Annotated in this window: 15 protein-coding genes; 9 read left to right on the forward strand and 6 right to left on the reverse strand. The window is 71.7% G+C overall.

Annotated features, from left to right (window positions below):
- The first annotated feature begins 80 nt into the window (after positions 1-80).
- The 4 genes from ABZ823_RS06050 to ABZ823_RS06065 all read left to right on the forward strand — a co-directional run bounded on the left by ABZ823_RS06050 (position 81) and on the right by ABZ823_RS06065 (position 3,464).
- Positions 81-293: a hypothetical protein gene (locus ABZ823_RS06050; protein ID WP_361654227.1), complete on the forward strand. Its 213-nt coding sequence runs from the start codon at positions 81-83 to the stop codon at positions 291-293.
- 190 nt (positions 294-483) lie between these two features.
- Positions 484-1,914 (forward strand): DUF2252 domain-containing protein, encoded by a 1,431-nt coding sequence (locus tag ABZ823_RS06055; protein ID WP_361654230.1) that lies wholly within the window; start codon positions 484-486, stop codon positions 1,912-1,914.
- 133 nt (positions 1,915-2,047) lie between these two features.
- A complete protein-coding gene (locus ABZ823_RS06060) occupies positions 2,048-3,049 on the forward strand; it encodes a J domain-containing protein (protein WP_361654233.1) in 1,002 nt (333 codons plus the stop codon).
- Between the two features lie 85 nt (positions 3,050-3,134).
- On the forward strand, positions 3,135-3,464 hold the full coding sequence (locus tag ABZ823_RS06065; protein ID WP_361654763.1) for a rhodanese-like domain-containing protein: 330 nt from the start codon (positions 3,135-3,137) through the stop codon (positions 3,462-3,464).
- Positions 3,465-3,650: 186 nt separating this feature from the next.
- On the opposite strand, the gene ABZ823_RS06070 is transcribed toward ABZ823_RS06065, so the two are convergent.
- The 5 genes from ABZ823_RS06070 to paaA are packed head-to-tail and all read right to left on the reverse strand — an operon-like array spanning position 3,651 to position 7,330.
- Complete coding sequence (locus ABZ823_RS06070; RefSeq protein ID WP_361654236.1) at positions 3,651-4,715, reverse strand: 2Fe-2S iron-sulfur cluster-binding protein; 1,065 nt, start codon at positions 4,713-4,715, stop codon at positions 3,651-3,653.
- Positions 4,715-5,287 carry a 1,2-phenylacetyl-CoA epoxidase subunit PaaD gene (paaD, locus tag ABZ823_RS06075; RefSeq protein WP_361654239.1) on the reverse strand — a complete coding sequence of 191 codons (573 nt, stop codon included), beginning with the start codon at positions 5,285-5,287 and terminating at the stop codon, positions 4,715-4,717. Before paaD ends, ABZ823_RS06070 begins: the two co-directional genes overlap by 1 nt.
- On the reverse strand, positions 5,281-6,000 hold the full coding sequence (gene paaC, locus ABZ823_RS06080) for a 1,2-phenylacetyl-CoA epoxidase subunit PaaC (protein WP_361654243.1): 720 nt from the start codon (positions 5,998-6,000) through the stop codon (positions 5,281-5,283). Before paaC ends, paaD begins: the two co-directional genes overlap by 7 nt.
- Positions 5,997-6,284: a 1,2-phenylacetyl-CoA epoxidase subunit PaaB gene (gene paaB, locus ABZ823_RS06085; protein ID WP_361654246.1), complete on the reverse strand. Its 288-nt coding sequence runs from the start codon at positions 6,282-6,284 to the stop codon at positions 5,997-5,999. Before paaB ends, paaC begins: the two co-directional genes overlap by 4 nt.
- A 2-nt stretch (positions 6,285-6,286) precedes the next feature.
- Positions 6,287-7,330 (reverse strand): 1,2-phenylacetyl-CoA epoxidase subunit PaaA, encoded by a 1,044-nt coding sequence (gene paaA, locus ABZ823_RS06090; RefSeq protein ID WP_361654249.1) that lies wholly within the window; start codon positions 7,328-7,330, stop codon positions 6,287-6,289.
- Positions 7,331-7,622: 292 nt separating this feature from the next.
- On the opposite strand from paaA, the gene ABZ823_RS06095 reads away from it, so the two are divergent.
- The 3 genes from ABZ823_RS06095 to ABZ823_RS06105 all read left to right on the forward strand — a co-directional run bounded on the left by ABZ823_RS06095 (position 7,623) and on the right by ABZ823_RS06105 (position 10,718).
- Entirely contained in the window at positions 7,623-8,447 is an 825-nt protein-coding gene (locus ABZ823_RS06095) for a DUF5819 family protein (RefSeq protein WP_361654252.1), read from the forward strand.
- Positions 8,444-9,667: an HTTM domain-containing protein gene (locus ABZ823_RS06100; RefSeq protein ID WP_361654255.1), complete on the forward strand. Its 1,224-nt coding sequence runs from the start codon at positions 8,444-8,446 to the stop codon at positions 9,665-9,667. The genes ABZ823_RS06095 and ABZ823_RS06100 overlap by 4 nt, the downstream gene beginning before the upstream one ends.
- A gap of 280 nt (positions 9,668-9,947) precedes the next feature.
- Positions 9,948-10,718, forward strand: coding sequence for a TrmH family RNA methyltransferase (locus ABZ823_RS06105; protein ID WP_361654258.1), 771 nt, complete (start codon positions 9,948-9,950; stop codon positions 10,716-10,718).
- Between the two features lie 7 nt (positions 10,719-10,725).
- On the opposite strand, the gene paaN is transcribed toward ABZ823_RS06105, so the two are convergent.
- On the reverse strand, positions 10,726-12,414 hold the full coding sequence (gene paaN / locus ABZ823_RS06110) for a phenylacetic acid degradation protein PaaN (protein WP_361654260.1): 1,689 nt from the start codon (positions 12,412-12,414) through the stop codon (positions 10,726-10,728).
- Positions 12,415-12,562: 148 nt separating this feature from the next.
- Here paaN and ABZ823_RS06115 point away from each other — a divergent pair, with 148 nt between their 5' ends.
- Positions 12,563-14,074, forward strand: a complete 1,512-nt coding sequence (locus ABZ823_RS06115) for a 3-hydroxyacyl-CoA dehydrogenase (RefSeq protein ID WP_361654263.1) — start codon at positions 12,563-12,565, stop codon at positions 14,072-14,074.
- Positions 14,074-14,664 carry a TetR/AcrR family transcriptional regulator gene (locus tag ABZ823_RS06120; RefSeq protein ID WP_361654266.1) on the forward strand — a complete coding sequence of 197 codons (591 nt, stop codon included), beginning with the start codon at positions 14,074-14,076 and terminating at the stop codon, positions 14,662-14,664. Before ABZ823_RS06115 ends, ABZ823_RS06120 begins: the two co-directional genes overlap by 1 nt.
- The last annotated feature ends 10 nt before the right edge of the window (positions 14,665-14,674 follow it).

The raw sequence follows: 14,674 nt of genomic DNA on the forward strand, positions 1-14,674 counted from the left end.
GAGGCGGTGAACAACCAAGCGCCCGCGTCCGAAGTCCCCATGGTGTCCTCAACTCGCATGTAGTTCCCGGAGGTTACTCAATGCGCTCTCCCCTCGTCAGCCACCGTGCGTTGGGTGCCGCATCGGTGCTGACACCGGCCCTCGGCGCCGGCCTCGCCGCGTCGGTGCTCGTCGACGCCGGCAAGGGCAACGACGTGATCCACGGTGGCGCGGGAGCGCAGAACCTGTCCGGCGGCGACGGCAACGACAGCCTCTACGGCGGCCCCGGCAGGAACGTCGTCCGCCAGGACTGACGACTCCGACCGCCCCGGGCCGGCGCCGCCCGGCCACCCGTGCGTCCGCAGACGGTCCTGGGAACAGGCTGTCCACAACCGCGGAGTTGTCCACAGGCTCTGACGCTCCCCGGCCACCAGCTGTACGGTCATCCGCAGTTGATGTTCGTACAGCTGCGTGGACAGCGGACAACGGGGGGAGGCGGTCGGTGTGACCGAGGCCGGCACGGAGACCGGGGCGGCGCTGCCGCCACAGACAAGCAGGATTTCCACGGTGCGGGGCTTCGCGCGATGGCCCGCACCGGAATCACCCAAGGACGAGGGCAAGGCACTGCGCGCACGGGTCCGGCGCCGGGCGCACGCCGAACTCGTGGTGGACGCCGACCGCCCCGACGCGGTCACCACCGTCGAGGAGTCCAACCACGGCCGCCTCCCCGAGCTAACCCCCCTACGGGTCGGCAGGATGGCCGCCACCCCCTTCGCGTTCCTGCGCGGCTCGGCAGGCCTCATGGCCTACGACCTCGCCCGCACCCCGACGACCGGCATCCGCACCCAGATCTGCGGCGACGCCCACGCGGCCAACTTCGGACTCTACGGAGACGCCCGGGGCGGCCTCGTCATCGACCTGAACGACTTCGACGAGACCGTCCACGGCCCCTGGGAATGGGACCTCAAACGCCTCGCCGCATCACTGGTCCTCGCAGGCCGCGAGGCCGGGGGCGACGAGGACATATGCAGGCAGGCAGCGCACGACGCGGTCGGCGCCTACCGCCGCACGATGCGCCTGCTGGCCAGACTCCCGGTCCTGGACGCGTGGAACGCGATCGCCGACGAGGAACTGGTCTCCCACACGGACGCCCACGACCTGCTCGGCACCCTGGAGCGGGTCTCCGAGAAGGCCCGGGCCAACACGAGCGGACGGTTCGCGGCGAAGTCGACCGAGACGCTCGACGGCGGCGGCCGCCGGTTCGTCGACGCACCACCGGTGCTGCGCCGCATACCGGACGCGGAGGCGGCGGCGGTCGCCGCATCGCTGGAGCACTACCTGACGACCCTCTCCGAGGACCGCCTCCCGCTGCTCGGGCGGTACGCGATACACGACGTGGCGTTCCGCGTGGTCGGAACGGGCAGCGTCGGCACGCGCTCGTATGTGGTGCTGCTGCTCGACCACCGGGGCGAACCGCTGGTCCTCCAGGTCAAGGAGGCGCGTCCCTCCGCCCTGCTCCCGCATCTGGCAACGGCCGGCCACCCGGTGCCGCAGGAGGAGCACGAAGGCCGCCGGGTCGTCCTCGGCCAGAAGCGCATGCAGGTCGTCAGCGACATATTGCTGGGCTGGACGTCGGTCGACGGCCGCCCCTACCAAGTACGGCAGTTCCGCAACCGCAAGGGCAGCGTCGACCCCGCGGCGCTCGCCGCCGACCAGATCGACGACTACGCCCGTATGACCGGAGCGCTGTTGGCCCGCGCCCACAGTCACAGCGTCGACCCCCGTATGATCTCGGGCTACTGCGGCAAGAACGAGGAACTGGACGAGGCGATCGCGTCATTCGCCGTGGCCTACGCGGACCGCACGGAGGCGGACCACGCGGAGCTGGTGGCGGCTGTGCGGAGTGGGCGTATTGCGGGGGAGATGGGGGTCTGAAGGAGTTCTGAGGGGGCGGGGAGGGGAGGGGGGCGGGGGCGGGGGAGCCCCCGGCACTACGTCGATCTGCCCGGGGGCCCACGACCTGGACGGACCGCGCAGCGCCCCTCCCTCCGTGTCATACGCTGGTCCGGTGACGACGCCCGAAGCCGAGCAGAGCGAGTCCCTGTCCGCTGCCGAGGAGCCGCTCGCGGAGCGGGCCGCTTCCGGCGGAACGATGCGGACCGGCGAGGACTCCGCTGGTTCCGGCGTCCCCGCCGCAACCGATGAGTCTGCTGGTGCCGGTGGGGCCTCGGGAACCGATGAGTCCGCTGGTTCCGGTGAGCCTGGGGAGACGACCGTGCACGGTGGCGGGGCCGGCCCGCGGCCCGAGGAGCGGCTTGAGCAGGCCGTGCGGGTCGCCGAGCAGGCGTTGATCGAGTACGAGATCGCCGTGGAGACCTTCCGCGTGGAGGTCGAGAACTTCTCGCGGTTGCACCACCAGAAGCTGGGGCCGATGTACACGCGCCTCGACGAGCTGGAGGCGGAGATCGCCGAGGCGCGCGCTGCCCGTAGCGGGGATCCCGAGGACATACGCCGCGCTCACGAGGCCCGTGCCCGGGTCATGCCGATGCCGGGTGTCGAGGAGCTGTTCCACGGCTGGATGGACTCCGACGGGCTGTTCCCGGAGGCCCAGGCGATGCTCACGGACCAGCCCGTGCGACCCCCGCAGCGGGTGCGGCCCAGTGAGGAGGCCCGCAAGCTCTACCGTGAGCTGGCCCGCAAGGCGCACCCCGACCTGGCCCAGGACGAGGCCGAGCGCAAACGGCGGGACGAGTTCATCGCCCGGGTCAATGCCGCATACGCGCGCGGCGACGAGGCTCAGCTTCGCGAACTGTCCGAGGAGTGGGCTGCCGGGCCTGTCCCCGAGGAGCCCAGGCCGAGCCGTAGCGAGGAGCTTTATGCCCGCCTGGAGTGGCTCGCCCAGCGCAGGGATCTGCTCACGGTCGTGGCTCATGAGCTGGAGGAAAGCGCCATCGGCTCGATGCTGAGGCTCGCTCCCGACGACCCCGACACCCTTCTGAACGAGATCGCCGAGCAGCTGCTGGCCCAGGTCACGGAGAAGGAAGCCGAGCTGGCGGCGCTGCGCGGCTGATCCGCCCGGTATGGCCCGTCATCGGGGGCGAGGCGGGTCCGTGCCTGCGTCGGGTAGCGTCGGGGGTATGGATTTCGGAGCTGGTGTGCCCACGGTCGGGGTCGCGGACCTCAAGGACGGCGACTTCCTGCTGGACGTCCGTGAGGACAACGAGTGGCAGGCGGGTCACGCCGAGGGGGCGCTGCACATTCCCCTGAGCGAGTTCGTCGCCCGGTACGGCGAGTTCACCCAGGCGGCGCCGCAGGACGCCCGGGTCCATGTGATCTGCCGCTCCGGTGGCCGTTCGGCGCAGGTCACGATGTATCTGGCGCAGCAGGGTGTCGACGCGGTGAACGTCGACGGCGGCATGCAGGTCTGGGCCGCGGAGGGCCGCCCGGTCGTGGATGCCAAGGGCGAGCCGGGTTTCGTGCTGTAGTCCCTCAGCCCCTGTTCCTGTAGTCCCGGGAGTGGGCTTGGGTCAGGAGCGGGTTTTCGTGCCGGTCACCCCCTGGGGTGTGCCGTCAGCAGTTCGCCTGGCGGAGCGTCAAACAGAACAGAAGGGGACGGGTTCGGGCAGCGTCGAGCGGTACGGGACCGGGGGACGCGTCGGTGGGAGCGACGCTCACCGGTCGAAGTCCAGCTCCACCTTCTCCGTGACCGGGTGCGACTGGCAGGCCAGCACATACCCCGCGTCCGTCTCCTCCGGTTCCAGCGCGAAGTTGCGGTCCATGCGCACCTGACCCGAGACGAGGAAGGCCCGGCAGGTCCCGCAGACTCCGCCCTTGCAGGCGTAGGGGGCGTCGGGCCGGTTGCGCAGGACCGTCTCCAGCAGCGACTCTCCGTCGCGGACCGGCCAGGTTCCGCCGCGACCGTCGAGCCGTGCGGTCACGGTGCTGTGTGCGGGAGCGGGTGCGGACGGTGTGACGGCGGCGCCCGCGTCCACGTGGAAGATCTCCTCGTGGATACGTGACCGCGGTACCCGCAGTCCGCGCAGTGCCCGCTCCGCCGACTGCACCAGCCCGAACGGTCCGCACAGGAACCAGCCCGCGACCTCGTCCACTGGGAGCAGCGCCGGCAGCAGACCGGACAGCCGGTCCCCGTCGAGCCGGCCGGTCGGCAGCCCGGCCTGCTGTTCCTCCCGGGAGAGCACCGTGGCCAGCTGGAACCGCTCGGGGAAGCGGTCCTTCAGGTCGGCGACCTCCTCCAGGAACATCGTCGAGGCGGACGTCCGGTCGCTGCGTATGAGGCAGAACCGGGCGCCGGGCTCCCGCTCCAGCAGTGTGGTCACGATGGACAGGACGGGGGTGATTCCGCTGCCACCGACGATCGCCGCGTACAGACCGGGTGCGGGCTCCAGCGTGAACCGTCCCGCCGGGGTCATCACCTCCAGCTCGTCGCCGACGGCGATCTCCTTGAGCGCGTAGGCGGAAAAGGCACCTCCGTCCACGAACCGGACCCCGACGCGCAGTGTGCGCGGACCCTCGCCGTCCGGGGCCGGCGCGGGGGAGCAGATCGAGTACGTACGCCGTATCTCCGTGCCGTCGACGGTACGGTGCAGGGCCAGGTGCTGGCCGGGTGCGTGCCGGTACTCCTCGCGCAGTGCGGGCGGCACGGTGAAGGTCAGGGCTACGGAGTCGTCGGTGAGCCGGTCGATGGCGGTCACGGGGAGCGGGTGGAACCGGGCCATCACAGCTCCTTGAAGTGGTCGAAGGGCTCACGGCAGGCAAGACAGCGGCGCAGCGCCTTGCACGCGGTGGACGAGAAGCGGCTGAGCAGCTCGGTCTCGGCGGATCCGCAGAACGGGCAGCGCACGGTCTCCCCGGGCTCGGGGGAGCCCGTGGCCGTGGGTGCGGTGCCGGCGGCCCGGGGGCCCATGGCCGTGCGGGTGGGGCCGAGTTCCAGGGGCATGGGTCCGGATGCCGGCCGTACGCGGGGCGGTGCTATCCCGAACTCCCTCAGCTTGCGCCTGCCCTCGTCGGAGATGTCGTCCGTCGTCCAGGCGGGGGTGAGCACCGTGCGCACCACGACGTGCGGTACGCCGTGTCGGTGCAGTACGCGCTCTATGTCCAGGGCCATCGCCTCGATCGCGGGGCATCCCGTGTATGTCGGGGTGAGCTCGACCTCCACCGTGTCCGGGCCGTGCATATGGACGGCCCGCAGGACGCCCAGTTCCTCCAGGGTGAGCACGGGCAGCTCGGGGTCGGGGACCGAGCCGGCGAGCCGGCGCAGTTCCTCTTCGAGGATCGTGGTCGTCACCATGACGCCCCCGGGTGGCTCCGGTGCAGATGCTGCATCTCGGCGAGCATGCGTCCGAAGGATTCGGTGTGCAGGCCCTGTCGGCCGGCGCCCGCGGTCCACGCCCCGGACCGCGGTCCTTGGGGAATGTCCAGGGTGGCGCGGCGCAGGACGTCGCCCACCGACTCCAGCCACGCCGTGTTCATGTCCGTCCAGTCGATGTCCAGGCCGTCGACCGGCTGGAACATCTCCCCCGTGTACCGCCACAGCGTCCGGCAGGCGTGCTGCATCCGCTGATGGCTGATGTCCGTGCCGTCGCCGAGGCGCAGGGTCCACTGTTCGGCGTGGTCCTGGTGGTAGGCGACCTCCTTGACCGCCTTGGCGGCGAGGCCCGCGAGCTCGCCGTCCGTGGCGGCCAGGCGCGTGTAGAGAAGCCGTTGGTAGGTGGAGAAGTAGAGCTGGCGGGCGATGGTGTGCGCGAAGTCGCCGTTGGGCTGTTCGACGAGTTGCAGGTTGCGGAAGGCGCGCTCCTCGCGGAGGTAGGCCAGTTCGTCCTCGTCGCCGACCATGGACAGCAGTACCCGGGCCTGGCCCAGCAGGTCCAGGGCGATGTTGGCGAGCGCCACATCCTCTTCGAGTACGGGCGCGTGGCCCGCCCACTCCCCCAGGCGGTGTGAGAGCACCAGGGCGTCGTCGCCGAGGGCCAGGGCGGCCGTGGTGTGCAGGGTGGCGGTCACAGGTGCTTCACTCCTTCCGGGATGTCGTAGAACGTGGGGTGCCGGTAGGGCTTGTCGGCGGCGGGTTCGAAGAAGGGGTCCTTCTCGTCCGGTGAGGACGCGGTGATCGCGGCGGACGGCACGACCCAGATCGAGACGCCTTCGCCCCGCCGGGTGTACAGGTCACGCGCGTTGCGCAGGGCGAGCTCGGCGTCCGGGGCGTGCAGGCTGCCGGCGTGGGTGTGCGAGAGCCCTCGGCGTGAGCGCACGAAGACCTCCCACAGCGGCCACTCTTCGGTCGTCATGGTCACGCCTCTCCGTTCTCGTCGGCGCGGTCCGCCGACGGTGCGCCGGCCGTCCGCGCGGACGCGCCCGTCCCGTTGTGCTTCGCCGCGTATGCCGCGGCCGCGTCCCGCACCCAGGCGCCTTCGTCGTGTGCCTGCCTGCGCTGGGTCAGCCGCTGCTCGTTGCAGGGGCCGTTGCCCTTGAGGACGTCCCAGAACTCGGCCCAGTCGATGGGCCCGAAGTCGTAGTGCCCCCGGTCCTCGTTCCATGTGAGGTGCGGGTCGGGGAGGGTGAGGCCCAGCGACTCGGCCTGGGGGACGCAGATGTCCACGAAGCGCTGGCGCAGCTCGTCGTTCGAGTGGCGTTTGATCTTCCAGGCCATCGACTGCGCGGAGTGCGCCGACTCGTCGTCGGGCGGTCCGAACATCATCAGGGACGGCCACCACCAGCGGTCCACCGCGTCCTGCGCCATCGCGTGCTGCTCCGGCGTGCCGTGGCTGAGGGCCGTCAGCAGTTCGTACCCCTGGCGCTGGTGGAAGGACTCCTCCTTGCAGATGCGGACCATCGCGCGGGCGTAGGGGCCGTAGGAGCAGCGGCACAGGGGGACCTGGTTGGTGATCGCGGCGCCGTCGACCAGCCAGCCGATGGCGCCGACGTCGGCCCAGGTCAGGGTGGGGTAGTTGAAGATCGAGGAGTACTTCTGGCGGCCGGTGTGGAGCTTGTCGAGCAGTTCGTCGCGGCTGGTGCCGAGGGTTTCGGCCGCGCTGTACAGGTACAACCCGTGGCCCGCTTCGTCCTGGACCTTGGCCATCAGGATCGCCTTGCGGCGCAGGGAGGGCGCGCGGGTGATCCAGTTGGCCTCGGGCTGCATGCCGATGATCTCGGAGTGCGCGTGCTGCGCTATCTGCCGGACCAGGGTGGCGCGGTAGGCGTCGGGCATCCAGTCGCGCGGCTCGATGCGCTCGTCCGCGGCGACGGCGGCGTCGAAGGCGGCCTCGTAGGCCGCCGTATCCGTCTCTGCCGTGCCGTCCGCGCGGGCCGTCCGGTGCGCTGCTGCTGTCGCCATGCGATCCCCCTCGACCACTCGCCTTGCCCGACCGATCGTTCGGTCGTGTCGATTCAATGGTGGGACGCGGCGCCGTAGGGTGTCAACCGCTGTGGACAACCTCCTGGCAGCCGTCCGGCCGCTGTGCCCGATGCGCTGTGCGGGGCGGGTGGGCCTGGGTACCGTTCCGTGGACACGCCGCGAGTGCTGCGAACCGGTGATGCGGTCCGCTCGGCCCATGCGGAGACGGTCGCGGACAGGGCCCGCGGCACGGGCGGCACCGAGGGCACGGAAGCTCGGGAGACGGGGCGGGATGGACGCGTACGACCAGGGACCGGGCGTCCGGCTTGGACAGCCGGACGACCCGCTGTCCCCCCTGCCCGCGGGCGCCGTCCGCGACGTACCCGGTGATCCGCGTCCGGAGGAGGCCACGGGTGCGGATCAGGCGGATCAGGCGGAGGGGCGGGCGCCGGACGCGGCGGCCCCGCGCACCGGTGTCGCGGCCCTCTCCCTGGGCTACCGGATCGCCGCCGCGCTGGCGCTCGGGGTCGTCGCCGTCGTCGCCTGTGTGCACCTGGGCATGGTGTTTCTGCACGTCGCGCCCGCGAACGTCGTCACAAAGGAGCACGGCAAGGCGATCGACGACTGGATCTACCCCGAGTTCGAGCAGAACTGGAAACTGTTCGCGCCCAACCCGCTGCAACAGAACATCGACGTCCAGGCACGTGCCGAACTGCGCACCGGGGACGGCGGCGAACGGACGACCGGCTGGTACGACCTGTCCGCGCTCGACGGAGCCGCCATCGAGGGCAATCCGCTGCCGAGCCACACCCAGCAGAACGAACTGCGCCGCGCCTGGGACTTCTATGTCACCTCGCACGACGAGGAGAACCGTCCCGTGGGCCTGCGCGGCGCCCTGTCCGAGGACTATCTGCGCCGGGTCGTCGCGCTGCGCCTCGGCCGCGAGCACACCGCCCGGCACGGCGAGACCGTCGAACGCGTCCAGGTCCGCTCCCGCACCACCAATGTGCCGCCCCCGAAGTGGAGCGACGAGCGGGTCGGCACGGCGCCCGCGTACCGGCCGCTGCCCTGGTGGCCGCTGCCGGACGGCGAGCGGGCGGGGGCGAGCGCCCCGTGAACCGGTTCGCCGTGCGCGTCTCGGGCGGTATCGCCCGCGTCACCGACACCGCCCTCGGCCCGTACCAGACCGCGGCCGTCCGCATCTGCTTCGCCGCCACCTGGCTGCTGTTCCTGCTGCGCGAGCTCCCGCACCGCCAGGAGCTGTACGGGCCCGACGGCCCCTGGAGCTGGGACCTGGCCCAGCAGCTGATCGCGAACAACCACGCCTTCACGGTCCTGATGTGGTCCGACAGCCAGGCGTGGTTCGAGACCGTGTACGCCCTCGCCGTGCTGTCGAGCGTCCTGCTGCTGGTCGGCTGGCGCACCCGCACGATGTCGGTGCTGTTCATGGTGGGTGTGCTGTCGCTGGAGAACCGCAGTGTCTTCATGGGCGACGGCGGTGACAACGTCCTCCACCTGATGGCGATCTATCTGGTGTTCACGCGCTGCGGGCGGGTGTGGTCGCTGGACGAGCGGCGGGCCCGACGCGCCCGTGCGGCACGCGCGCGTGATCAGCGGCCGCGGCCCGATCGGGCGGGCCCCGCCCTGTGGGGTGCGCTCGGCCTCGCGCTCGTCCTGGCGACGGGTGCGGACCGGATCGGCGGTGCCTGGCCCGCCGTGTTCTGGGCTCTGTGGGCCGTGCAGGGGCTGTGGTGGTACGTCGGCCGGCGTGGCCCTCATGGGCAGCCCCGCATCCTGCTGGACGTCGTCGGCAACCTCGTCCACAACGCCGCCCTGTTGGTGATCATGGCGGAGGCGTGTCTGATCTACTCGACCGCCGGCTGGTACAAGATCCAGGGCTCGCGCTGGCAGGACGGCACCGCGGTCTACTACCCGCTCCACCTCGACTACTTCTCGCCCTGGCCCGCCCTGTCCCACCTGCTGTCCGCGCATGGCGTGATCGTGCTGCTGGTGACGTACGGGACGGTCGCCACACAGGTCGCGTTCCCGTTCACGCTGTTCAACCGGCGGGTGAAGAACGCCCTGCTCGCGGCCATGATGACCGAGCACGCGGTGATCGCCGTGGTGCTCGGCCTGCCGTTCTTCTCGCTCGCGATGATCGCCGCCGACGCCGTGTTCCTGCCGACGTCCTTCCTGCGGGGGCTGGGCGGATGGGCGGCACGCGCGCGTGCACGGCTCGTGACGTCCGGCGCCCGGCTCCCGCTACCCGGCCCGCGCGGGCTCCGGCCGCCCGCCGAGGAGCCGGCCGAGCAGCCGCAGGCGAATCCGACGGTGTGAGCGCAACAGCGGGGCGGCCCGGGTATGCGACAGTGTGAGCCGCCCGGTGGCGCGTCCTGGCCCCGGCAGCACGCCCTGGCCCCGGATGGTGCGCCCTGTTCACGGTGGCACGCTCTGTTCACGGTGGCGCGTCCTGGCCCCGGATGGTGCGCCTGGCCCCGGATGGTGCGCCCCGGCGTGGCGGTTCCTCTCGCACAGCGGCTTCATGGCGGAGCCGCGCCGGTCCCACCGCCCAGCCGCCGGGAGCCGTGGGGCCTGCGGCACACGTAGGCTGCACGGCATGACGGCCCCCCACCGCAGCACCGCCCATCCGTTGGGCACCTGGCGCAGGCTCGCCGAGGTCTCCGTCCTCCTCGACGGCTTCCACGCGCTCAAGCACGCGCTGCGCTTCCAGGCGCGCGTGGAGGTCGCCGTCACCGCCGACCGGCGGGCGGCGCTCGCCCTGGCCGACGAACTGGCGCCCGATGTGCGCAACGTGCTGGAGGCGCTCCTGGCGGAGATCCCCGAGGACACCTACCGGTCCCTGGTGCCACGCCCGCATCCCACGGGGATCGCCGCTCTCGCCGCACGCCCCTCGCGCGCGGCCAATCTCGACACCCTTCGGCGCACGCCCCGCACCGCCCCCGTCGTCGTCCTCGACAACCCGCGGAACCTGGGCAACGCGGGGGCGGTGATCCGGCTCGCGGCCGGCTTCGGCGCGACCGGCGTGGTGACGACCGGCACGCTCGACCCCTGGCATCCCACGGTCGTGCGGGGCGGGGCCGGACTCCACTTCGCGACCGCCGTGGAGCGGCTGTCCGTGGCCGAGCTGCCGCGGGGCCCGGTCTTCGCCCTCGACCCGGAGGGCGATGACATCCGCACCCTGAAGCTGCCCGACGACGCCGTGCTCGCGTTCGGCTCCGAGCGCACCGGGCTGTCGGCCGAACTCCGCTCCCGCGCGGACCACTTGGCGGCCCTGCCGATGCGCCCCCAGGTCTCCAGCTACAACCTCGCCACCAGTGTGGCCATGACGCTGTACCACTGGAGCGCCACCGGGGGCGCACCCGCCTGAGCCGCCGCTACGCCTCCCGGCGGACCTCCACCACGCGGAAGCGGTTCGCCACCAACGCGGCGTCGCACAGGGTCGCGTTGGCCGCCGGGTTGCCGCCCGAGCCGTGGAAGTCGGAGAAGGCGGCCGTCTGGTTGACGTACACCCCGCCGGTCAGGTTGAGCGAGAGCTGGGCGCACTCCTCCAGGCAGGCCTCCTCCACGGCCTGCTCGACCTCCTCCGAGGTGGTGTACGCGCCGACGGTCATGGCGCCCTTCTCCCGGACGGTGCGGCGCAGCAGCTCCACCGCGTCGGCCGCCGAGTCCACGGCGACGGCGAAGGAGACCGGGCCGAAGCACTCGCTCATGTAGGCGGCCTCCGCGTCGGGCTTGGTGCCGTCGAGCTTCACGATCACCGGCGTCCGCACGACCGCCTTCGGAAACTCCGGGTTGGCGATCTCCCGGGAGGCCAGCGCGACCTCGCCCAGCCCGGCCGCCGCCTCCAGACGGGCCTTGACGTCCGGGTTCACGATCGCGCCGAGCAGCGCGTTCGCGCGCGCGTCGTCGCCCAGGAGGCCGTCGACCGAGCGCGCGAGATCCGCGACCACCTCGTCGTAGGACTTCGGGCCCTCGTCGGTGGTGATGCCGTCCCGCGGGATCAGCAGGTTCTGCGGGGTGGTGCACATCTGTCCGCTGTACAGCGACAGGGAGAACGCCAGGTTCGACAGCATCCCCTTGTAGTTGGCCGTCGACTCCACGATCACCGTGTTGACGCCGGCCTTCTCCGTGTAGACCTGGGCCTGGCGGGCGTGGGTCTCCAGCCAGTCGCCGAACGCCGTGGAGCCCGTGTAGTCGATGATCCGGATCTCCGGGCGCACCGCGAGCGTCTTGGCGACGCCCTCGCCCGGGCGCTCGGCGGCAAGCGCCACCAGGTTCGGGTCGAAGCCCGCCTCGGCGAGCACCTGGCGGGCCACCTGCACGGTGAGCGCGAGCGGCAGCACCGCGCGCGGGTGCGGCTTGACGAGGACCGCGTTGCCGGTGGCCAGGGACGCGAACAGGCCCGGATAGCCGTTCCACGTCGGGAAGGTGTTGCAACCGATGACCAGCGCGATGCCGAGCGGCACGGGCTTGAAGGACTTGGTGAGGACGAGCGGGTCGCGTTTGCCCTGGGGCTTGGCCCACTCCGCGGTGCCGGGCGTGCGGACCTGCTCCACGTACGCGTACGCCACCGCCTCCAGGCCGCGGTCCTGCGCGTGCGGGCCGCCCGCCTGGAACGCCATCATGAACGCCTGGCCGCTGGTGTGCATGACGGCATGCGCGAACTCGTGCGTCCGGTCGCTGATGCGCTTGAGGATCTCCAGACACACGACCGCGCGCATCTCCGCGCCCGCGTCGCGCCACGCCCGCTGGCCGGCGCGCATGGCGGGCAGCAGGACGTCGATGTCGGCGTGGGGGTAGGTGATCCCCAGCTCGATCCCGTACGGCGAGACCTCGTCGCCCGTCCAGTCGTCCGTGCCCGGCTGGCCGAGGTCCAGGCGGGTGCCGAGGAGGGCGTCGAAGGCGGCCTTGCCCGCAGCGGCGTCCAGGCTGCCGTGCTCCCCGTAGGCCTTGGGGTGCTCGGGGTGCGGGGACCAGTACGCGCGGGTGCGGATGGCTTCCAGCGCCTGATCGAGGGTGGGCCGGTGCTGGGCGATCAGTTGGTGCGCGGTGAGTTCGGCCATGCGGGACCAACTCCTCGTCTCGAGAGCTCTTCGTTGAGTTCATGACCTGGGCAGGAACAGGCGGACAGAGTTAGAGTAACCGAACGATCGGTCGGGACAAGGGGGCCTGCCGTATCTGTGGAAACCCCCGTGCGGGAGGATCGCGCACATGACAGCACTCGACCTCAGCAGCCCTGTGGCCGTCGTGGGCACCGGCACCATGGGCCAGGGCATCGCCCAGGTCGCGCTGGTCGCGGGCCACCCCGTGCGGCTCTACGACGCCGTTCCGGGCCGCGCCCAGGAGGCGGCCGCCGCGATCGGCGCCCGTCTCGACCGGCTCGTCGAGAAGGACCGGCTCACCACGGCCGAGCGGGACACGGCCCGCGCACGCCTCCTGCCCGCCGAGAGCCTGGCCGAGCTGGCGGGCTGCGCGCTCGTGGTGGAGGCGGTCCTGGAGCGGCTCGACGTCAAGCAGCAGCTGTTCCGCGAGCTGGAGACGGTCGTCGACGACGACTGCCTGCTCGCGACCAACACCTCGTCCCTGTCGGTGACCGCCGTCGGAGGTGCCCTGCGCAACCCGGGCCGGTTCGTCGGCCTGCACTTCTTCAATCCCGCGCCACTGATGCCGCTGGTGGAGGTCGTCTCCGGGTTCGCCACCGACGTCACGTCCGCCACGCGCGCGTACGAGACGGCCCGCGCCTGGGGCAAGACGCCGGTCGCCTGTGCGGACACCCCCGGCTTCATCGTCAACCGGATCGCCCGGCCCTTCTACGCCGAGGCGTTCGCGGTGTACGAGGCGCAGGCCGCCGACCCGGCCACGATCGACGCGGTCCTGCGCGAGTCGGGCGGCTTCCGGATGGGCGCCTTCGAACTGACCGACCTCATCGGGCAGGACGTCAACGAATCCGTCACCCGGTCCGTGTGGGAGTCCTTCTTCCAGGACGTGCGCTTCACGCCCTCACTCGCCCAGCGGCGGCTGGTGGAGTCCGGCAGGCTCGGCCGCAAGGCCGGATGGGGCTGGTACGGCTACGGGGACGGCGCCGAACGGCCCGAGCCGCACACCGCGGAGAAGGCGCAGGCGCCCGCCTACGTCGTCGCCGAGGGTGACCTTGGGCCCGCCTCGGAACTGCTCGCACTGATCCGCGAGGCGGGCATCGGCATCCGTGAGGACGACGAGGACCACGGCACCCGCCTGGTGCTGCCCGGCGGCGGCCAGCTGGCCCTCGCGGACGGGCAGACCTCCGTCGAGTTCCGGGACGTCGTCTACTTCGACCTGGCGCTGGACTACCGCAGGGCGACGCGCATCGCCCTGTCCGCCTCCCAGGACACCTCGCCCACGACCCTCGCCGAGGCCATCGGGCTCTTCCAGGCGCTCGGCAAGGACGTCAGCGTCATCGGGGACGTGCCGGGCATGATCGTCGCCCGGACGGTGGCCCGGATCGTCGACCTGGCGCACGACGCCGTCGCCAAGGGCGTGGCCACCGAGGAGGACATCGACACCGCGATGCGCCTCGGCGTCAACTACCCCCTCGGGCCCTTCGAGTGGAGCCGCAGGCTCGGCCGCGGCTGGGCCTACGACCTCCTGGACGACCTGCACATGCGCGACCCCTCCGGACGGTACGCCCCGTCCCTCGCGCTCTACCGCCACGCGTACGCCTCCGAGAAGCGGGAGGGCTCCTGATGACCACGGGCAAGCGTGACACCTACACCCCGGAGAGCCTGCTCTCCGTGGCCGTGCAGGTCTTCAACGAGCGCGGTTACGACGGCACGTCCATGGAGCACCTCTCCAAGGCCGCCGGCATCTCGAAGTCGTCGATCTACCACCATGTCGCGGGCAAGGAGGAGCTGCTGCGCCGCGCCGTCACCCGGGCGCTGGACGGCCTCTTCGGGATCCTCGAGGAGGACCACGCGCGCGTGGGCCGTGCCGTGGAACGGCTGGAGTACGTCGTACGGCGCATGGTCGAGGTGCTCACCACCGAGCTGCCGTACGTGACGCTGCTGCTGCGGGTCCGCGGCAACACCGACACCGAGCGGTGGGCGCTGGAGCGGCGCCGGGAGTTCGACCACCAGGTCGCCGAGCTGCTCAAGGCCGCCGCCGCCGACGGGGATGTGCGCGGCGACGTGGAGGTGCGGCTCGCGACACGGCTCGTCTTCGGGATGATCAACTCGATCGTGGAGTGGTACCGGCCCGACGGTCGCGGCATGGGTGAGCGGGAAGTCGCCGACGCGGTCGTCCAGTTGGTCTTCTCGGGGCTGCGCACCGACCGCTGAGGAGCCGGTC

This window comes from Streptomyces sp. NPDC047079, from assembly GCF_040643755.1.
Lineage (GTDB): Bacteria > Actinomycetota > Actinomycetes > Streptomycetales > Streptomycetaceae > Streptomyces.